Source organism: Mesorhizobium sp. WSM4904 (assembly GCF_029674545.1).
In the GTDB taxonomy this organism is placed as follows: domain Bacteria; phylum Pseudomonadota; class Alphaproteobacteria; order Rhizobiales; family Rhizobiaceae; genus Mesorhizobium.
In genome coordinates this window covers 3,050,358-3,067,420 of record NZ_CP121354.1, presented here as the reverse complement: position 1 = coordinate 3,067,420, position 17,063 = coordinate 3,050,358, and the positions used below count along the sequence as shown (strand labels likewise).

Annotated in this window: 21 protein-coding genes; 12 read left to right on the top strand and 9 right to left on the bottom strand. The window is 62.4% G+C overall.

The window, feature by feature from the left end; translation table 11 throughout:
• The first annotated feature begins 110 nt into the window (after nt 1-110).
• From QAZ47_RS14760 to QAZ47_RS14720, 9 genes are read left to right on the top strand one after another with little or no spacing between them, the layout of a single operon-like run.
• A complete protein-coding gene (locus QAZ47_RS14760) occupies nt 111-1,781 on the top strand; it encodes a methanol/ethanol family PQQ-dependent dehydrogenase (protein ID WP_278207485.1) in 1,671 nt (556 codons plus the stop codon).
• Entirely contained in the window at nt 1,762-2,631 is an 870-nt protein-coding gene (locus QAZ47_RS14755) for a substrate-binding domain-containing protein (protein ID WP_278074718.1), read from the top strand. The genes QAZ47_RS14760 and QAZ47_RS14755 overlap by 20 nt, the downstream gene beginning before the upstream one ends.
• On the top strand, nt 2,628-3,161 hold the full coding sequence (locus tag QAZ47_RS14750) for a c-type cytochrome (protein WP_278074719.1): 534 nt from the start codon (nt 2,628-2,630) through the stop codon (nt 3,159-3,161). Before QAZ47_RS14755 ends, QAZ47_RS14750 begins: the two co-directional genes overlap by 4 nt.
• Nucleotides 3,158-4,171, top strand: coding sequence for a cytochrome c oxidase subunit II (gene coxB / locus QAZ47_RS14745; RefSeq protein ID WP_278207484.1), 1,014 nt, complete (start codon nt 3,158-3,160; stop codon nt 4,169-4,171). The genes QAZ47_RS14750 and coxB overlap by 4 nt, the downstream gene beginning before the upstream one ends.
• Nucleotides 4,168-6,144 carry a cytochrome c oxidase subunit I gene (ctaD, locus tag QAZ47_RS14740; RefSeq protein ID WP_278207483.1) on the top strand — a complete coding sequence of 659 codons (1,977 nt, stop codon included), beginning with the start codon at nt 4,168-4,170 and terminating at the stop codon, nt 6,142-6,144. The genes coxB and ctaD overlap by 4 nt, the downstream gene beginning before the upstream one ends.
• Nucleotides 6,141-6,746 carry a cytochrome c oxidase subunit 3 gene (locus QAZ47_RS14735; RefSeq protein ID WP_278207481.1) on the top strand — a complete coding sequence of 202 codons (606 nt, stop codon included), beginning with the start codon at nt 6,141-6,143 and terminating at the stop codon, nt 6,744-6,746. Before ctaD ends, QAZ47_RS14735 begins: the two co-directional genes overlap by 4 nt.
• Before the next feature lies 1 nt (nt 6,747).
• The gene (locus QAZ47_RS14730; protein ID WP_278207480.1) at nt 6,748-7,089 is read left to right on the top strand and encodes a hypothetical protein; all 342 of its coding nucleotides are present in this window, start codon (nt 6,748-6,750) and stop codon (nt 7,087-7,089) included.
• Nucleotides 7,086-7,964, top strand: coding sequence for a cytochrome c oxidase assembly protein (locus QAZ47_RS14725; protein WP_278207479.1), 879 nt, complete (start codon nt 7,086-7,088; stop codon nt 7,962-7,964). The genes QAZ47_RS14730 and QAZ47_RS14725 overlap by 4 nt, the downstream gene beginning before the upstream one ends.
• Nucleotides 7,945-8,361: a cytochrome c gene (locus QAZ47_RS14720; RefSeq protein WP_278207477.1), complete on the top strand. Its 417-nt coding sequence runs from the start codon at nt 7,945-7,947 to the stop codon at nt 8,359-8,361. The genes QAZ47_RS14725 and QAZ47_RS14720 overlap by 20 nt, the downstream gene beginning before the upstream one ends.
• A 177-nt stretch (nt 8,362-8,538) precedes the next feature.
• Here QAZ47_RS14720 and QAZ47_RS14715 read toward each other — a convergent pair whose 3' ends face one another.
• From QAZ47_RS14715 to QAZ47_RS14690, 6 genes are all read right to left on the bottom strand, one after another.
• Nucleotides 8,539-9,048, bottom strand: a complete 510-nt coding sequence (locus QAZ47_RS14715; RefSeq protein WP_278207476.1) for a DUF892 family protein — start codon at nt 9,046-9,048, stop codon at nt 8,539-8,541.
• A 73-nt stretch (nt 9,049-9,121) separates the two neighbouring features.
• Nucleotides 9,122-9,988, bottom strand: a complete 867-nt coding sequence (locus QAZ47_RS14710; protein WP_278207475.1) for a DUF3618 domain-containing protein — start codon at nt 9,986-9,988, stop codon at nt 9,122-9,124.
• Complete coding sequence (locus tag QAZ47_RS14705; protein WP_278207473.1) at nt 9,985-10,377, bottom strand: phage holin family protein; 393 nt, start codon at nt 10,375-10,377, stop codon at nt 9,985-9,987. The genes QAZ47_RS14710 and QAZ47_RS14705 overlap by 4 nt, the downstream gene beginning before the upstream one ends.
• Nucleotides 10,374-10,988, bottom strand: a complete 615-nt coding sequence (locus QAZ47_RS14700) for a hypothetical protein (RefSeq protein ID WP_278207472.1) — start codon at nt 10,986-10,988, stop codon at nt 10,374-10,376. The genes QAZ47_RS14705 and QAZ47_RS14700 overlap by 4 nt, the downstream gene beginning before the upstream one ends.
• A gap of 183 nt (nt 10,989-11,171) precedes the next feature.
• On the bottom strand, nt 11,172-12,212 hold the full coding sequence (locus QAZ47_RS14695) for an alpha/beta hydrolase (RefSeq protein WP_278207471.1): 1,041 nt from the start codon (nt 12,210-12,212) through the stop codon (nt 11,172-11,174).
• Between the two features lie 394 nt (nt 12,213-12,606).
• Nucleotides 12,607-12,930, bottom strand: a complete 324-nt coding sequence (locus tag QAZ47_RS14690; RefSeq protein WP_278207468.1) for a hypothetical protein — start codon at nt 12,928-12,930, stop codon at nt 12,607-12,609.
• 473 nt (nt 12,931-13,403) lie between these two features.
• On the opposite strand from QAZ47_RS14690, the gene QAZ47_RS14685 reads away from it, so the two are divergent.
• A complete protein-coding gene (locus tag QAZ47_RS14685) occupies nt 13,404-13,937 on the top strand; it encodes a DUF4142 domain-containing protein (RefSeq protein ID WP_278074730.1) in 534 nt (177 codons plus the stop codon).
• Between the two features lie 111 nt (nt 13,938-14,048).
• Here the strand turns inward: QAZ47_RS14685 and QAZ47_RS14680 are convergent, their stop codons facing one another.
• The 3 genes from QAZ47_RS14680 to QAZ47_RS14670 form a co-directional block, all read right to left on the bottom strand.
• Complete coding sequence (locus tag QAZ47_RS14680; protein ID WP_278207467.1) at nt 14,049-14,252, bottom strand: hypothetical protein; 204 nt, start codon at nt 14,250-14,252, stop codon at nt 14,049-14,051.
• Nucleotides 14,253-14,500: 248 nt separating this feature from the next.
• A complete protein-coding gene (locus tag QAZ47_RS14675; protein WP_278233627.1) occupies nt 14,501-15,070 on the bottom strand; it encodes a hypothetical protein in 570 nt (189 codons plus the stop codon).
• A gap of 688 nt (nt 15,071-15,758) precedes the next feature.
• Nucleotides 15,759-15,980: an RNA-binding protein gene (locus QAZ47_RS14670; protein ID WP_278074735.1), complete on the bottom strand. Its 222-nt coding sequence runs from the start codon at nt 15,978-15,980 to the stop codon at nt 15,759-15,761.
• Nucleotides 15,981-16,372: 392 nt separating this feature from the next.
• Between QAZ47_RS14670 and QAZ47_RS14665 the strand changes: the two genes are divergently transcribed.
• Nucleotides 16,373-16,555, top strand: coding sequence for a hypothetical protein (locus tag QAZ47_RS14665; protein ID WP_278207464.1), 183 nt, complete (start codon nt 16,373-16,375; stop codon nt 16,553-16,555).
• A 167-nt stretch (nt 16,556-16,722) separates the two neighbouring features.
• Complete coding sequence (locus tag QAZ47_RS14660; protein ID WP_278074737.1) at nt 16,723-17,025, top strand: hypothetical protein; 303 nt, start codon at nt 16,723-16,725, stop codon at nt 17,023-17,025.
• Nucleotides 17,026-17,063: the final 38 nt, after the last annotated feature.

Below are 17,063 nucleotides of genomic sequence, written 5' to 3'. Positions count from 1 at the left end.
CGCTGCTGCTGGCATGCCTTCCATTTCTGGCCGCTGCCTCGGAAGCTCCTTCCACCTCGACGATCGCGCCGCCTGCCTCCGCAGCGCCGCCCGACGATGGGCAATGGACGATGCCCGCCAAGAACTACGCCTCTACCCGCTACAGTGAGCTGACGGAGATCAACGAAACCAATGTGAAGAACCTGCAGGTGGCCTTCACATTCTCGACCGGCGTGAACAAGGGCCAGGAGGCTGCGCCGCTGGTGATCGGCAGCACGATGTTCATCGTGTCGCCGTTTCCCAACGTCGTCTACGCGCTCGACCTCTCCAAACCTGGCGCACCGATCAAGTGGAAATACGAACCCAATCCCGAGCCCGCGGCGCAAGGGGTAGCGTGCTGTGACGTCGTTAATCGCGGTGCCGCTTTCGCCGACGGGCGCATCTTCTTCAACACGCTGGACGGCCACACGATCGCGCTCGATGCGAACTCCGGCCAGCCGGTCTGGAACGCCCATATCGGCAACATCAATGTCGGCGAGACCATCACGATGGCGCCGCTGGTGGTGAAGGGCAAAGTGCTGGTCGGCAATTCGGGCGGCGAGATGGGCGTGCGCGGCTGGGTTAAGGCGCTCGACGCTGGCGACGGCCATGTCGTCTGGACGGCCTACAATACTGGTCCCGACGACCAGGTACTGATCGGCCCGGAATTCAAGCCACATTACGACATGGACAAAGGCAAGGACCTTGGCGTCACGACATGGCCGCCGGAAGCCTGGAAGATCGGCGGCGGCAATATGTGGGGCTGGATCTCCTATGATCCCGATCTCAACCTGATCTTCCACGGCACCGGCAATCCGGGGCCTTGGAATCCGGATCTGCGCCCCGGCGACAACAAATGGACATCGGGCATTTTTGCCCGCGATCCCGATACCGGAGCGGCGAAATGGTTCTATCAGTGGACTCCGCACGATCTGCACGACTATGACGGCATCAACGAGCAAGTCCTGCTCGACATGAACTGGCAGGGCAAGCCGCGCAAGGTGCTGGTCCGCCCGGAACGCAACGGCTACCTCTATGTCCTTGATCGCACCACCGGCGAGGTGCTGTCTGCAAAACCCTACGGTCCGGTCAACTCCAGCAAAGGTGTGGATCTCAAGACCGGCAGGTTGATCGAAAACCCGGACAAGAAGATCGGTACCGGCAAGGTTGTCCGCGACATTTGCCCGACCGCATCGGGGCTCAAGGACTGGCAGCCTTCCGCCTTCTCGCCGAAGACGGGGCTGCTCTACATCCCGCACAACAATCTCTGCATGGACGAGGAAGGCGTCGAGGTGAACTACATCGCCGGCACGCCTTATGTCGGAATGAACGTCCGCATGATTCCGGGCCCCGGCGGCAATCGCGGCGCCTTCACCGCCTGGGACATCGCGGCGGAGAAACCGGCCTGGAGCCTCAAGGAAAACTTCCCGGTGTGGAGCGGCGGCGTCGTAACCGCCGGCAATGTCGTCTTCTATGGAACCATGGAAGGCTGGTTCAAGGCCGTCAGCGCGAAGACCGGCGAATTGCTTTGGCAGTTCAAGACCTCCTCCGGCATCATCGGCCAGCCGGTGACTTATCGCGGCCCCGACGGACACCAATATGTCGCGATCCTGTCTGGTGTCGGCGGCTGGGCCGGCGCCATCGTATCGGGCGATCTTGATCCGCGCGACGCCACCGCCGCGCTTGGTTTCGTCAACGCCATGAAGGATCTGAAGAATGCAACAACGGCGGGAGGCACACTCTATGTGTTCCGGCTGCCTTGATGCATTCAAACTGACCCCGCTGGCGAAAAGGTCTGCCCTGCGGGCCTTCGCGGCCGGTCTCGTCACGATGGTCTGGCTGGTTGTGGCCGGTGCGGCGGATGCGCGGGAACTGCGCGCCTGCGCCGATCCCAACAACATGCCGTTCTCCAACGCCAGCGGCCAAGGTTTCGAGAACAAGATAGCCCAGATCGTCGCCGCCGATCTCGGCGCCAAGCTGTCCTACACCTGGTGGGCCCAGCGCCGCGGCTTCGTTCGCAACACGCTGAAAGCCGGGCTTTGTGATCTGGTGCTCGGGATGCCCACAAATGTCGAAATGCTGCGCACCACTACGCCCTACTATCGTTCGTCCTATGTCTTCGTGAGCCGCCAAGACGGCCCGGATGTGACCTCCTTCAACGACCCGCGGCTCCGCGACGTGCGTATCGGCGTCCAGCTCATCGGTGACGACGGCGCCAACTCGCCTCCTGTGCAGGCGCTTGGCCGCCGCGGCATCGTCGGGCATCTCATCGGCTACCCCGTCTATGGCGATTACTCCGCTCCTAATCCTCCAGCGCGCATTGTCGAGGCGCTGGCGAACGGCGAGATCGACGTCGCGGTGGTCTGGGGTCCGCTCGCCGGCTATTTCGCCCAGAAGCAGAAGGTGCCGCTGCGGATCACGCCGGTCTCACCTCGCATCGACGGGCCGCAATTGCCGCTGATGTACGACATCTCCATGGGCGTTAGGCGCGAGGACGATGCGCTGCGCAGCGCAGTGAACAGCGCTCTCGCCAGGCACAAGACCGAGATCGACGCGATCCTGACGCAATATGGCGTGCCGCTTCTCGACATGGCCGGGAGCCCGGTGCAATGAAACCGGCCGCCGCCACGCTTCTCTTGGCGGTCTTAGCGCTGGCGGCATGCCAGCGCGAGGAGCGGGATACGCGCCCGCAATCGGCGCTCGGCTCCGGCGAACAGCCGACGCCGGTAACGACTTTGGAACCCGGCGGACAGCGCCCCTCCCCCACAGACAACAAGGCGGCGAGCTTCGAGGCCAATGCCTTTCATCTGAGCGAGGGCAAGCGCCTGTTCGGCTGGTTCAACTGTTCGGGGTGCCATGCCAATGGCGGCGGCGGCATGGGCCCCGCGCTGATGGACGAAAAGTGGATCTATGGCAGCTCGATGGAAAGCATCCATGCCACGATCCGCGACGGCCGTCCGAACGGCATGCCGAGCTTCCGCGACAAGATCCCCGACGATCAGATCTGGGAGCTTGCAGCCTTTGTTCGCTCGCTGAGCGGCAACGCGCCGTCCTCCGCCGCGCCTTCCCGCAATGACGACATGATGGCGCATCCCTCGGAAAACCGCATGCCCGATGCCGCCACGCTGGGGAAGTCGCCGTGAAACGCTTCGCCTCGATTGCGTTGGCCACGGCAATCGCCCTGTTTCTTCACGGGTGCGCGGGCTGGCAATCGGCTCTCGACCCGAAAGGCCCCGCCGCGAGCGAGTTGGCATGGCTGATCTGGTTCTTCACCGGGCTCTGCGCGGTGGTGTGGGTGCTGGTGATGATCGGTCTTGCCGCGCCGCTGATGATGCAATCGCGAGAACGTCTAGAGCCGCTTGTACTTGACGCCGGCGCCGACAATCGGAAGCTGCGCGTGGTGATGACCGCCGTCGGGCTGACCGCCGTGATCCTGGTCGGGCTCACTCTGCTCAGCTTCTTCGCCAACAGGACGCTCGCCGCGATTGGCTCGGACGCCGCGCTGACCATTCGCGTCACGGGCCATCAATGGTGGTGGGAGGTTCGCTACGAAGACGCCACGCCGAGCCGCATCCTGACCACGGCGAACGAGATCCATATTCCCGCCGGTGAGCCAGTGCGGCTTCTTCTCACCTCCACGGATGTGATCCATTCCTTCTGGGTCCCGAGCCTTTCCGGCAAGCTCGACCTCATTCCCGGCCGAATGAATGTGCTCGACATTAAGGCGGACAAGCCCGGCGTCTATCGGGGCCAATGCGCGGAATTTTGCGGCGCGCAGCACGCCAACATGGGCACCTTCATCATCGCCGAGCCGCGCGCAAAGTTCGACGCCTGGTGGCGGGACCAGTTGCAGCCGGCCTCCGCGCCAATGAGTGACGAGGCCAAGGCCGGAAAGGATCTCTTCCTGAAACGGCCCTGCGTGATGTGTCACAAGATAGGCGGCACGCCCGCGGGCGGTACGGTCGCGCCCGATCTCACCCATGTCGCCAGCCGGCAAACGCTCGCGGCCGGAACATTGACGATGAGCCGCGGCAATCTCGCCGCCTGGATAGCCGATCCGCAAGGCGTCAAGCCCGGGTCTCACATGCCGGTGGTCGATCTCAGCGGCGACGAGCTCAACGTCATCGTCGCCTATCTAGAGGGGCTGAAATGAGCAGCGCGGATCTCACAAGCGAACGCGATTTGCCGCCGGAGCGCGAGGCATCCGCCAAAGGCGATATCGCACCAGGGCGAGACGGACCGCGCGACACCGGCATGGATGACGCCAGCCTGCATCGCTGGCTGGCGCGGACGTGGCGCACGCCTGCCGGCATCATCGGCGCGCTGTCGAGCGTCGACCATAAGGTCATCGCACGAAGATACCTGATCACCGCCTTCCTGTTCCTGTGTTTGGGCGGGCTCAATGCCGTCGCCATGCGCATTCAGCTGTCGGGCCCGCAACGCGGCCTGATTGGCCCGGATCTCTACAACCAGCTGTTCACGATGCACGGCGTCACCATGATGTTCCTGTTCGCCGTGCCCATCGTGCAGGCGACCGGGATCTATCTGGTTCCGTTGATGGTCGGCACCCGCAACATCGCCTTCCCCCGCCTCAATGCCTTCAGCTACTGGGTCTATGTCTCAGGCGGGCTTTTCGCCTGGGTATCCTTCGCCCTCTCGATGGCGCCGGATGTCGGCTGGTTCGCCTATGTGCCGCTGTCCGGCCCGGAATACGGGCCCGGCAAGCGCGCCGACGTCTGGGCGCAGATGATCACCTACACCGAGGTGTCCTCGCTGGCTGTCGCCGTCGCGACCATCGTCACCGTATTCAAGCAGCGCGCGCCTGGCATGTCACTCGACAAGATCCCGCTCTATGTCTGGTCGCTTCTGGTCACGTCCTTTGTCGTCGTCTTCGCCATGCCGGCCGTGATGATCACCTCGACCTTCCTGATCCTCGACCGGCTCGTCGGCACGCACATCTTCAACCCGGCCGAAGGCGGCGACGCGCTGCTGTTCCAGCACCTGTTCTGGTTCTTCGGTCATCCTGAAGTCTACATCATCTTCCTGCCGGCTACGGGCATGGTCTCCGCCATCATTCCGGCCTTCGCCCGGCGCCCGGTGTTCGGCCATCTCGGTCTGGTCCTGTCGCTGATCGCCGTCGGTTTCCTATCGTTCGGCCTCTGGGTCCACCACATGTTCGCGACCGGACTGCCGAAGCTCGGCGCCAGCGTCTTCACCGCGTCCAGCATGATGATCGCCATCCCCAACGGTATTCAGATCTTCTGCTGGCTGGCGACTCTCTGGGACGGCAGGCCGGTGATCCGCACGCCGCTGCTGTTCGTCCTCGGCTTCTTCTTCATCTTCGTCATCGGCGGCCTCACCGGCGTCATGCTGGCCTCCGTGCCGCTCGACCTTCAGGTGCACGATACTTATTTCGTCGTCGCTCACTTCCATTACGTGCTGATCGGCGGCGCGGTCTTTCCGCTGCTCGGCGCGGCTTATTTCTGGTTCCCCAAGATCACCGGCCGCATGATGAGCGAGCGCCTCGGGCGCTGGCATTTCTGGCTCGCCCTGATCGGCTTCAACGCGGCTTTCTTCCCCATGCACATCGTCGGTCTCTGGGGCATGCCGCGCAGGGTCTACACCTATCCGGCCGAGCTCGGCTGGGGGAACATCAATCTCTTCATCAGCGCCGGCGCGGTGCTCTTCTTCCTGAGCTTCGTGCTGTTTGCCTTCAACCTCGTCCACAGCGTGTTGAAGGGTGCGCCAGCCGGCGACAATCCCTGGGACGCCGGCACGCTGGAATGGGCGACGTCCTCGCCGCCGCCCAGCTATAATTTCGCGCGCATTCCGGTCGTGACGAATGTCGAGCCGCTCTGGGCCGAACGCGAGCCGCTTCCCGTCGCGACCGGGCTTCGCGTCGATGCTCGCGAACTGATCATCTCGACAGTGGCGGAGGCCCATCCCGACATCCGCGAAAAATCGGCGACGCCGTCGATCTGGCCGCTGCTGGCGGCCATCGCCGTGGGCGGCACCTTCCTCTACTCAATCTTCACACCCTGGGCGATTGTCTGGGGCGCCGCGCCGATCGCCGTTACCCTGATTGGCTGGTTCTGGCCGAAAGGCGATCCGGAGGACGAGGAATGAACCAGCGCCCTGCCATGGATATTTCCGGCCTGCCGACCTTTGGACATGGTCCGCGCAGCCCCACCTGGTGGGGCACGCTTGGCTTCATGGCGCTGGAAGGCACGGGCTTTGCGCTGGCCGCCGGGGCCCATCTCTATCTCGCGACGTTGTGGCCCAACTGGCGGCTAAGCGCCCCGCAGCCCAACCATTGGCCGGGAACGATCGTGACGCTGCTTCTCATCGTCAGCCTGGTGCCGAACCATATGCTCAACCGCTACGCCAAGGAATGTGCGATCGGGCCGGTGCGGATCGGCATGGTGGTGATGTCGCTGCTCGGCGTTGCACCGCTCATCGTGCGCTGGTTCGAGTTTCCGGCGCTGAACATCTATTGGGACACGAACGCCTACGGCTCGATGCTCTGGGTGCTGCTCGGGCTCCACACCACGCATCTGATCACCGATGTCGGCGATACGATCGTTCTGACAGTGCTGATGTTTACGCACCATGGCTATAGCGGCCGGCGCTTCGGCGATGTCGGCGACAATGTCTTCTACTGGGATTTCGTGGTCCTCACCTGGATCCCGATCTACCTGCTCATATACTGGCTACCGAGGTGGGGCTGAGATGCGCGCGCTGCGGCTTGGCACGTCCTGGGGAGGTTTGTTGTCGGGGCCTTTGGCCTGGGCAATTTCGACGCAGCTGAACTACGCGCTCGTGCACTGGCAGTGCAATCGCCAGGTGCAGGTGGTGCTCCCGTTGGCGCTGTTGCTCGCGGTGTTTTCGCTGCTCGGCGGCGCGCTGTCATGGCGGGCGAAGCGGCAGGGCGGCGCCGCCTTCAAGCCCGAGCGCACACGCGGCACCGAGCGTTTCGTCGCCGATCTCGGGATGCTCGCGGCGCTGCTGTTCGCCCTCGTCATCGTCATGCAGGGCAGCGCGGCGCTCATCCTCGACGAGTGCCTGCGATGAGCCTCGAAGTGTTCTTCTCGACCTCTATCTGCTACGGCGCCGGTGCGCCGGAAGCCGGATGGACGTTGGCGCTACCCATCACCCTTCCCTTGCTGGCGATCGCTATGATCTATGGGATCGGCGCAGGTCGTCTGTGGCGTCGCAGCGGCCGAGGCCGTCACGAGCGGCTGCAGCAAGCTCTGTTGTTCGCGGCCGGCTGGAGCGTGCTGACCGTTGCGCTGGTCAGCCCCATCCATGCGCTCGGCGAGCGGGTGTTTTCTGCCCATATGGTCGAGCATGAATTGCTGATGGCCGTGGCGGCGCCGCTTCTTGTCGCCGCCAGTCCCGGCGCGGCCTTGATGTGGGCATTGCCAACCACACTCCGTCGAGAGACGGGAAAGCTCACCCATGGCAAGGTGCTGCAGGCGCTCTGGGCCTTCGCCGCTCGTCCGCTCAGCGCGACGATCCTCCATGGAATAGCGATCTGGATCTGGCATATCCCGGTGCTGTTCGAGGCAGCGCTGCAGCAGGGTGTGCTGCATTATGCGCAGCATGCGAGCTTCCTCGGCACTGGCTTGCTGTTCTGGTGGGTGCTTCTGCCGCGCTCCGGCCGACAGCAGACCTATGGCATCTCCGTCATGCATCTGTTCTTCACCTCCCTGCACACCGGCTTGCTTGGCGTCCTGCTGCTGGTCTCGCCAAGACTCTGGTACCCGGAAAATGCCTCCGGCGCCGCGCTCTGGCGCCTGAGCCCGCTCGAGGATCAGCAACTCGCCGGGCTTGTGATGTGGGTGCCGGCCGGGCTGATCTACGGCGGAGCCGCTTTGCTGCTCGCCGGCCTCTGGATAAGCAACAGCGGAACCAGGGAGGCGGCCCATGCGCTCCGACCTGGCTAAGCTGCTCAGTGGCGTGATCGTCGGTGTCGTGCTTCTGGCCATCGGGGTCGCGGCGGGAAGCCTGTGGATTGACCGGCGCGAGCGTGTTCGGCACGAGTCCGATGTCGCAACCGGCGGCGTGGGGGATCGCGCCATTCCGATCATGACCGCGAATGGCTGCTCCGGCTGCCATACAATTGCCGGCGTGCCGGGGGCGCAAGGTCAGGTCGGGCCGCGGCTCGACGGCAGCCTTGCCGGGCGCATCTACATCGGGGGTGTGCTGGCGAACAATCCGGAGAACCTGATCCGCTGGATCCGCTCGGCACGGGAAATCAATCCGCACACCGCCATGCCGTCGACAAGGATCACCGAGCAGCAGGCGCGCGATGTCGCGGCCTACCTCTACGGGCTGAGATGATCCGCAAGGGACCGAGATCGCAAGCCGCGTGCAAGATCACCGCGGTTCCAGGATGAGAATGACGAATAGGCAGACAGGCAGGCCGCTCGCCCGCGGTTCCGTCCGGAACTAGGTCAAAACAAGAAGATGAGGCGGTTCGCCGTTTCCGTGAAACAGTGAACCGCTCTAATCGCCGTCTCAGCGCTTGGCGCTGTCGCTGTCTGCTTCCGCACGCGTCAGGAACGTCTGGGTGACCTGCGGAAGGTGGTCCTTCAGCCACTCGGCCATGGCTTCCTCTTCGCGCAGGTTCTGTTCGCACACGCGGGCAATCTCGGCTTCGCCCACTGCATTGGCCGCAGCGATGAGGATCGTGTAGGACGCGATTTCCATATGCTCGAACGTGTAGCTCGCCAGAGAGCCTTTCATGACTTCGTCACCGGCGAAGACGCCGCTGATAGACTGCGCGGTGGCGGTCAGCTTGCCGCCTGCGTCCTTCAGCACGGACGATCCTTCGTCGAGGCCATCCAGGCAGGTCTTCAGCCGTCTGGACTGCTCTTTCGTTTCTTCCAGATGGCTACGGATTCGCTCGCTGAGTTCAGGGTAACTGTCTATCCGACTCAATTGGCCCGACAGCATCGTCTCGGCCTGTTCCTCCATTGCGTGAGCGTCCCTCAGCCATTGAACAAGCCATTCGCGCGATTCAGCCATTGCAGTGTCTCCATCGTTGACGCTGCCCAAACCGAGGGTGGCGCGCATTGTTCCTTGGACGTGTTAAAAAGCATCAAGATTTCCGGGACGAGGACAGGTCGGAACCGGAGAATTGTTCTCGCACCGATTCGTCGGTCTTGTCGGCCGCGGCTTTGACGACGCCGCCGACCTTGTCGGCCAGCGTTCCCTCGCTCGAGGCCTGCCGTCCGGCTTCGTCGCTCGCCGTCTGGTAGGCTTCGGCCGCGACTTGCTTTGCAGCGTCGAGGCCTTCTTTCAAAGTGTCTTCGGCACTGTCCCGAAGCCTCTCGCGATAGGCACCCAATCGCTCATCCTCGACCTCAGTGTGGGGCAGCATGGCGCCGATCGCAGCGCCGATGGCGAGGCCGATGGCGGCTGCAGCGAGAGGCTGGTCCTGAAGCATACCATGCGCCGAGCGGCCGGCACTCGTTGCCATGTCGGCCGCAGCCGCCGCCGAACTCGCCAGTGTGTCGGCTGCGCTGCTTGCCACGTTCGACATTGTGCCGGCAGCTTCGGTTGACATTCCCGCGACAGTTCCGGCCGCTCCGCTGGCCGCTTCGGCAACAGAGTCCGCGGCATCCGAGGCGGTCGAACCGATTCCAGCGCCGAATGATCGATGATCGGGGCCAGGACCGCGCCGCGTCGCATCATCGGTATCAGCTGAGGTGGCGGAAGCGCCGCTGCCCAACATCAGCCAGGCCAGGCCCGCGCCGATCACAGTCAGCGGCAACGGATTGTCCCGCACCTGGGCCTTCAGGTTGTGAAGCATGTCGGAGCCCGCGCTGCCTCTGAAAAGCCCAGTAAATTCGTCGAAGAGCTGCCCGGGGGTCATTTTGTCGCGAATGGAGTCGGCGGTCGCCACCACCCTTGCGCGCGTAGCTTCCGCCTCGCGTTCGATCTCGGCTGCGGATCTCTCGGTCATCTCGCTTGTTCCTTGATCACTTTCACGTCACGCTTGAGCTGTTCCTGTGTGCGGTCCGGCGCGAGCTCGGAAAGCGCCATGCTCGCCGTGCCGGTCCGCAACAGGATCACCCCAAGCACGGCCACGACGACGCCGATGAGCAAAGCGGACCACCCGGCGCCCAGACCAAGGCGGGCCAGGGCGATGACGAGTGCCTGCAACAAAACCAGCAGCGCTGCGAGCAGGCATATCGCGCCGCCCAGCACCTCGACGGCGCCTGCGCCAGCCCTGGTCGCATTCTCCGAGATCTCCGCTCTTAGGAGCCTCGCCTCCGTTTGCACGAGCGTGCTGACCTGTTGCGCCAGATCGGCGACCAATATGCCGAGACTTGGATTATCCTGAGTGCTCATTTCTTCAGCTCCGCTGCTTTGCCGGGTATGCCGCCATCGGAACCCCAATTTGCTGGAGCGTTATCCCGGCGCGCGCTCGTTCCGATGCCGGTTTGTCCGGAATGTTCAGGTTTGGCCGCGTCCTGCGTCGGGTGGCGCGTGCCGGGCGGCGAAGCCTTTACGAAGCGGCCAAGTGCCAATCCCGCCAGGACCGAACCGGCAAGAAGCGCTCCAGGATTTCGGCGGCCAAAGGACTGAACGTCTTCAAGCACCTGTCCGAACGACTTCTCTTTCCACGAGGAGGACAGCCGTTCCAGCCCGCTTGCGGCCTCCTGCATGAAATTGGAGACCGCACTCTGGTCACTGTTGGCCAAGTGGTCGCTCGCGGCGCGCAGGGCGCCGCCGAAAGCGGCCAGGCTCGATCCGATATCGCGCTGCGTCTGCTCCGCCTTTTCGGCGGCAGCCTGCCGAGCTTCCGCGGCATAAGCCTCCGCCCTGCGGGCGACCTCGTCGCGAGCATCGTGAAGAGCTTCGCCGGCGCTTTGGGTTTCTTGCCGGATTCGGTCGGAAACTTCGTCCTTCGCCTCGGAAAAGTCGGCGGTCTCGCGGCCCCGATCATTCTCGCGCTGCATGGTGCCTCCTAGTGAAAGCCGAGGAAGGAAAGCACTGCTAGCACAACGACAATCAGACCTATCAGATAGATGACACTGTTCATGGTGCACCTCCTCGATCTAATCCGAACCTCCCGCCCGCCGCGATGTTCCCCTGGACGAGCAGCTTTTTAGCGAGTTCTCATTTCCCCTCGGGCTTTGCTCTCAAAGGGGCAACCTCCTCGTCTGGACAAAGCAGCCCCGGAGCGTCGTATCGGAACGTTCCTCGTGCTGTCGACGCGGGCGTGTCTTAGGGACCGGAGAGTTGAATAGATTCCCAGAGACCGGGCCGGCAAAGCTCGCGAAAGCGGCAATCTTGTCGATCATCGTCAGAACCGCCTGCGGCTTGCTTTGATGCACCATATGTCCAGCATCCCGGACGATATCGACCAGCGAGTGGTCTATCTCGGCCTGCAGCCGTAGCGCCTCGGCCTTGGCATCGAACAGCTGATCGCGGGCGCCGGCAATTATCCCAACAGGAATGGCGATGTCGGCATATTGACGATGTGGGAACAGTGCTGAGGCAAGCATCAGGAACGACTCCGCAGAGATGGACCGCAGTTGCGAGGGGCGGCTCGCGAGCCCCCTTGTCGTTGCTGCGAAAGGCGTCGCGACGGTTGCCGGGTGGAATATCTTCTCCATCGCCCAGCGCCAGTTCAGCCTGACCAACGAAGGCAGTAGGGCGTGACGCAAAACCGTACCTATCAGCGGGATGGCCGGCAGCGCCGAGATGGCAAGTGCCAGCCTTGGCGGCGGATAATGGTAGCCAGCGACAACGACAACACCGGCGACGGATCGGGGATGCCGTCGCGCCATCTCGAGCGCCACGGTGGCTCCCCATGAGTGCCCGACAACCACATAGCTCCCGATGCCGAGTTTTTCGGCAGCGGCCTGGATGAGATCGGCCTGGGCGCCGGCTGTCCAAGGTCTGCCTACCGGGCGTGGGCTCAGGCCGAAGCCGGGCCTGTCAAAGGCAAGCACACGATACCTGGCAGCGGCTTTGTCGAAGATGCCGCTTGTTGTGAAGTCCTCCGCCGAAGCGCCGTTGCCGTGCAGGAGCAGCACCGGTTGCCCATTGCCCGCTTCCAGGAAATGCAGCGTGGTTCCGCGGAGGTGGATGAAGCGCCCGAGCGGACGTCCAGCCAATGCCTGTCTCGCGAGGAGATTGTTGTAGAGCGCCAGCCCAGCCGTTGCCGCTGCAAGCAACAGGAGCAGGTTCCGCCTGGACCTTGTCACGAGAGCAGTCGCGTCGCTGCTCGCGATCAGGCCGACCCCTTCTGAGGCAGTTCGGTCTCTTCCTCGACCTGATCCCGCAGCGCCTGTCGTCCGGACTTTCGATCTTCAGCCCGAGGCGAGCGCTTTTGCCGTTCCAACTCGCGATCCACCGTCTCGCTCGAGCCTTCCGCGGGGTCTTGCTCCGGCAATGTCTCGGCTTGCCGGTTTGCCCGACCGCTGCTGGATTCCGACGCGACAGGATCGCTCTTTCCGGGGGACTTATTCATCGTATGCTTCTCTGTTGGACCGAAGGGCTGCATGGCTGCCGTGGATGAATCGGGTGCCAAACTCCTGACGTCGCTCTTTGTTCCGCCACTGCTGACCGTTACCGCAGGCCCTCGGCGTCGTCCGGCGCCTCATGGTCGGGCTCGGCAGCTTCCAAGGCATCGATAACCGGTGCCAGTGAATTCTCCTCATCAGAATTCGATTCGGTCTCCGCATTCTCGGCGCCGCTTTTATCGAGCGCGCGTCGGACGACGTCTTCGATGTTGCCCACCTCCTGCTCCCGCACTTCGCGGCGGTAGCCGGCGGCATCGGCGTCCTGCTCGAACTGCCGCGCCAGCATCGGAACACTGACCTCGGTGTCGGCGGGCAGGGTGCCGACATTCTCCTCCAGCCAGCTGCGCAGGAATTTCTTCGTCGCATTCATGGGCATCTCCTTGCAGCGAGATAACCCGACCCTGGCACCGAGGTTCCCGCTAATCCGAGACCACGACGAACGAATGGATCGATGGACGGTTGGGAGCCCGAACATTCCCGCGAGATTCCATGACCTTCCATGTTCACAGCATTTCACACGAGCGGGATGGACCAGCCTGGACCGAGACAAGCTCCTGTTCCAGTCCAATATTTCCATCAACGGGCTGATCGACGATGAAACGGTCAGCTTCTTCCTCGGTCGTTTGGACACCGTGCGCAAAAAAACAGTCAGGACATGATCATGGAGCTGAACACGAGCGGCGGCGAAGCGGACTCGGCGCGGCGCCGAAGCCCTTCAACGTCAGAATGATAGGCGGCGTTCTGCGTTAGACTTGGATACGGGGAACCTTCGTATCGCAAACCAGAGGTCACGGGAACAAACAAGCCTGTCTTCGGTTCGGAAATTACAACGGAGACAAATCAATGAAAACGTTCGCTCTGACGGTCGCGACGGTTATGCTTGCGTCGCCGGCCTTGGCCCAATCAACCTCGACCACGGAAAAGACCGGCGTGAATTCGGTTCTGGGTGTTGCACCGTCGACGCAGGACTTCGTTACCGAAGCAGCCGCCAGCGACATGTTCGAGATTGAGTCCAGCAAGCTGGCGCTTGAACGGTCCGACGAAGCGACGAAGGCCTTTGCCAAGCAGATGGTCGCCGACCACGAGAAAACCACCGCCGATCTGAAGGGCCTCGTGACCAGCGGAAAGGTGAAGGCCACGCTTCCGACGGCCATGACCGACAAGCAGCAGTCGACCCTCAACGATTTGAAGGCGCTGCAGGGCAATGACTTCACCAAGCGGTACCATTCCGATCAGGTCGATGCGCACAAGGATGCGGTCGATCTCTTCAAGCGCTACAGCGAGGGTGGCGAACAGGCCGATCTGAAGGCATGGGCAGGGACGACATTGCCGCATCTGCAGCACCACCTGGACATGGCCAACGGACTTAACAAGTAGGCCTACCCTGACTTGGCGACGCGTAGGAGGCACTGCACCTCGCGTCGCCAGCCGATTTGGCGGGAACCCGCATTGCCCTCAGCGTTTAGCAGGCATGGCGACATTGCAGCTTCAAGAAGCGCTCACCAAGGTCGGCACGATGACGTCCGGCCAGCGGCCTTTTTGATTCTGGGCGGCTACACTGTTTGTTGGCTTGTCTTTGAACGAGAAGGATCGGATTGCAGCACAACGCGATATCTTCTGGTCGCGGCGCCCGTTCCGATGCGCGAACCTCGTTCCACGGGCAGAGTAATAGACCCACAGCAGCACGACCATCAGCGCGCCGGCAGCGCCATAAAAGGCGGCGATGGCGCTGGTCGAAGCACCAGCAGCCGGTTTGACATTCCGATCAGTTCAGGCATGTCTTCCGAGGACAGGATTATGGCGAGGCCCTGCGCCGCCTTCTGCCTTATGATGCGGTAAATTTCCGCGCGGCGCCGATATCGACGCCGCGCGTAGGGTTGTTGAGCAGGAGCAGGCATGGCTGGACGGCTAGGCATTTGCCGATCACCACCTTTTGCAGATTACCTCCGGAGAGCGAACGACAGGACGCTTTGCGCCTTGATGCCGATCTGGGCGATGAGATCGCCCGCGATGGTGGTTGCAGCGGCGCGATCGAAGACCGGCCCATGATGCGGGGGGCGGGCCATCACCAGATTCTCGAGTACGCTGAACTCGGCAATCAGCCCTTCATTTTTGCGATCGCCCGGCAGATGAGCAACACCCCGCCGCCAAGCGAAAGTCGGGCTCGACGGCGCGTATGAACCGCCCGCGAGCTTCATGGAGCCATGGCGCAAAGGCAAGTCGCCGCAAATGGCCGCAAACAGCGCTTCGGCACTGGCGCCTTTCAATCTGGCAAGGCCGAGGATTTCGCTGGCACCAACATCCAGGCTGACATTATTGAGCTCGCGGCCAACGGCAGCGTCACTGACTTCGAGAACGACGGGCCCTCGCGCCTTGTCATCTCTCGCCGGTCGCGGCGGATAAATGCTTTTCGCAAGCTCGCGCCCCACCATGCGACGATGAATTTCACCCGACGCGATCTCGCTCGTGCGATACGTGCCGACGAATTGCCCGTCTTTGAGAATCGTCAACTCATCCCCTACGGCAAGCACCTCGTCGAGGTGATGAGAAACCTCGCAGGTTCGGCTGGCGGTGCAGGGGATGGATCGAGTCGTGCGTCTGGTGACGCGCAAGCCGATGCTTGGCGAACCTCGTGGCGAACCACCCTACCATTGATAATAAAGATAATGGTGGGCCCGGAGGATGTCAGTTGATTGAACTCTAACCGATTTCAATAAAATCAATAACTTACGGTATATTTTGTAACGTTGTGACGCACAGCCTAATGACCTGGAATTGGGATAAAAAGCGAAGTCTTGGTTGTGCCAGGTGAATCAGGCACGACGCAGCCGACGGCGAGCGCCCAAACTCAAGCACTCGCCTACTCGATGTGCTGCGACGACGAGCTACAGGTTTTTAGACGTCGGCTGCTGCCCTGGCCCGAGAGCCCTAAGACGCAGTAGCGAGCCCTGTGGATAGTAATCGCCTGTTTACCATGGCGATGGCTTCGAATTGCTCGAAGACCAATTGCAGGCCCCACCTATCAGCGTTGCCTGAAAGGGCAACGCCCCCGCCGAGGGCCGGCGGCCGAAGCGTTCAGTTGTTCCCCAACACATGATATGCATCGGTCGCCGGTTCTCACCTGAGTCTCCATTCATGAGCTTCGTTCCGCTCTACATCGCGGCCACCGGCGCCGTAGTGCTCGCGCTCGCCTCTAGCTCACCCCGCCCGAGCCGAACGCAGCTTTGAAAGCGCCCGCCACAACTCCGTTTCGTCGGTGAGGCCGTTCTCGAAAGCATCGATGACTTCGCGGGCAAGGCGCTCCCTCTGCTCCGAATCTTTCAGGGCCAGACGGCGCTCTTTGCACAGTTGGTCGAATACCCTTTGAAGGATGTCGATATCGGCGGGCATGTATATGCCGCTGTATCTTTTGGAAGCCATGACGCTTTCATTCCTCACCGGGGCGAAGGCGTGATGAGCGCCTGCTTGCCTCGGCTGGGCGCGGACGACAGAGGCATTTTACACTCGCCGCAGCTACCTAGCGAATCCTCCGTAAGAAAACAGACCATTGCCCCGAATAGGGTCCAGCCAGCACGCGGTTCGTCCAAGGAGCTAATAGCCGGATCTTCATTCGCACGTATCGTATATTAGCAATGAAATGTCCTCAGCCGGTGCCCGTCCCCCGGACCCCACCGGTTAGGCCGGCACTGTTCTGGCCTACCCCGCCCAGGTGCCGGGCCGCCCCCCGCACACCTTACACATCGAGATACACCCAAAAGAAGTCAGGCCCGCTTTCTTGAAGGCTTAGGACTTTGGGCCGTATGAACCCCGTTATGACGAGCAAGGCAAAACGGCTTTCGGCATTCGACCTTGACGAGCTGCGCGAGGCTTTCAAGAAGTCTGTTCGCGAGCAGGAGCAAACACCTATCGATTGGGAGGAATGCGCCAAACAATTCCTTCAGCGAGCCATCCAAGGAGGCGCGGAACGATTCCGCCGCTTTCGAATTAACCGTTAGGTGGTCGATCACAGGACTGTAGCCGCCTCAGTGACAACCGAAAGCCCGTCGCTTACGCTCATTAGCTGCGACGGGTTTTCCGTTTGGGCGCTGCCAGATTTCAAACTCAGACCGGTCCATATTAGCGAGCGCTTGACGAAGCCGCCAGCCGCGCCAGACTCTCACCCATGGCGAAGGGCATCAAGGTCGGCGATGAAGTCGCCATCACAGCGACCGTGCGCCGACGTGTGACTGAGGATCGCGTCAGCGTCTCGATCCCGTCTTATGGGTTTCCGCACTCGGTCGTCGACCGGACATCGACGGTGAAGAAAGGCCAGCACATAGAATTGACAGGCGACGTCACGCATATCGAAGGGGATTGGGTGACTGTGAACCTGGGTGTTCCTGTGACGGTGAACATGGATACCCTCAGGCTAGTGACATCCTATGTGCCACCGAAGCGGAAGGCCCCGCTGGTGGACAAGGCCTAAAGAAAAACCCGCTGGTCGAGCCAGCGGGCCAAGGTCCA

Coding starts and splice junctions, on each gene's coding strand:
- QAZ47_RS14685 (WP_278074730.1), top strand. CDS start 13,404: ATGAAAACGTTCGCTCTGACGGTCGCGACGGTTATGCTTGCGTCGCCG.
- QAZ47_RS14730 (WP_278207480.1), top strand. CDS start 6,748: ATGCGCGCGCTGCGGCTTGGCACGTCCTGGGGAGGTTTGTTGTCGGGG.
- QAZ47_RS14710 (WP_278207475.1), bottom strand. CDS start 9,988: ATGACCGAGAGATCCGCAGCCGAGATCGAACGCGAGGCGGAAGCTACG.
- QAZ47_RS14705 (WP_278207473.1), bottom strand. CDS start 10,377: ATGAGCACTCAGGATAATCCAAGTCTCGGCATATTGGTCGCCGATCTG.
- QAZ47_RS14715 (WP_278207476.1), bottom strand. CDS start 9,048: ATGGCTGAATCGCGCGAATGGCTTGTTCAATGGCTGAGGGACGCTCAC.
- QAZ47_RS14725 (WP_278207479.1), top strand. CDS start 7,086: ATGAGCCTCGAAGTGTTCTTCTCGACCTCTATCTGCTACGGCGCCGGT.
- QAZ47_RS14700 (WP_278207472.1), bottom strand. CDS start 10,988: ATGCAGCGCGAGAATGATCGGGGCCGCGAGACCGCCGACTTTTCCGAG.
- ctaD (WP_278207483.1), top strand. CDS start 4,168: ATGAGCAGCGCGGATCTCACAAGCGAACGCGATTTGCCGCCGGAGCGC.
- QAZ47_RS14665 (WP_278207464.1), top strand. CDS start 16,373: ATGACGAGCAAGGCAAAACGGCTTTCGGCATTCGACCTTGACGAGCTG.
- QAZ47_RS14670 (WP_278074735.1), bottom strand. CDS start 15,980: ATGGCTTCCAAAAGATACAGCGGCATATACATGCCCGCCGATATCGAC.
- QAZ47_RS14760 (WP_278207485.1), top strand. CDS start 111: ATGCCCGCCAAGAACTACGCCTCTACCCGCTACAGTGAGCTGACGGAG.
- QAZ47_RS14735 (WP_278207481.1), top strand. CDS start 6,141: ATGAACCAGCGCCCTGCCATGGATATTTCCGGCCTGCCGACCTTTGGA.
- QAZ47_RS14755 (WP_278074718.1), top strand. CDS start 1,762: ATGTGTTCCGGCTGCCTTGATGCATTCAAACTGACCCCGCTGGCGAAA.
- QAZ47_RS14690 (WP_278207468.1), bottom strand. CDS start 12,930: ATGAATGCGACGAAGAAATTCCTGCGCAGCTGGCTGGAGGAGAATGTC.
- QAZ47_RS14660 (WP_278074737.1), top strand. CDS start 16,723: ATGGCGAAGGGCATCAAGGTCGGCGATGAAGTCGCCATCACAGCGACC.
- QAZ47_RS14750 (WP_278074719.1), top strand. CDS start 2,628: ATGAAACCGGCCGCCGCCACGCTTCTCTTGGCGGTCTTAGCGCTGGCG.
- QAZ47_RS14680 (WP_278207467.1), bottom strand. CDS start 14,252: ATGGTCGTGCTGCTGTGGGTCTATTACTCTGCCCGTGGAACGAGGTTC.
- QAZ47_RS14720 (WP_278207477.1), top strand. CDS start 7,945: ATGCGCTCCGACCTGGCTAAGCTGCTCAGTGGCGTGATCGTCGGTGTC.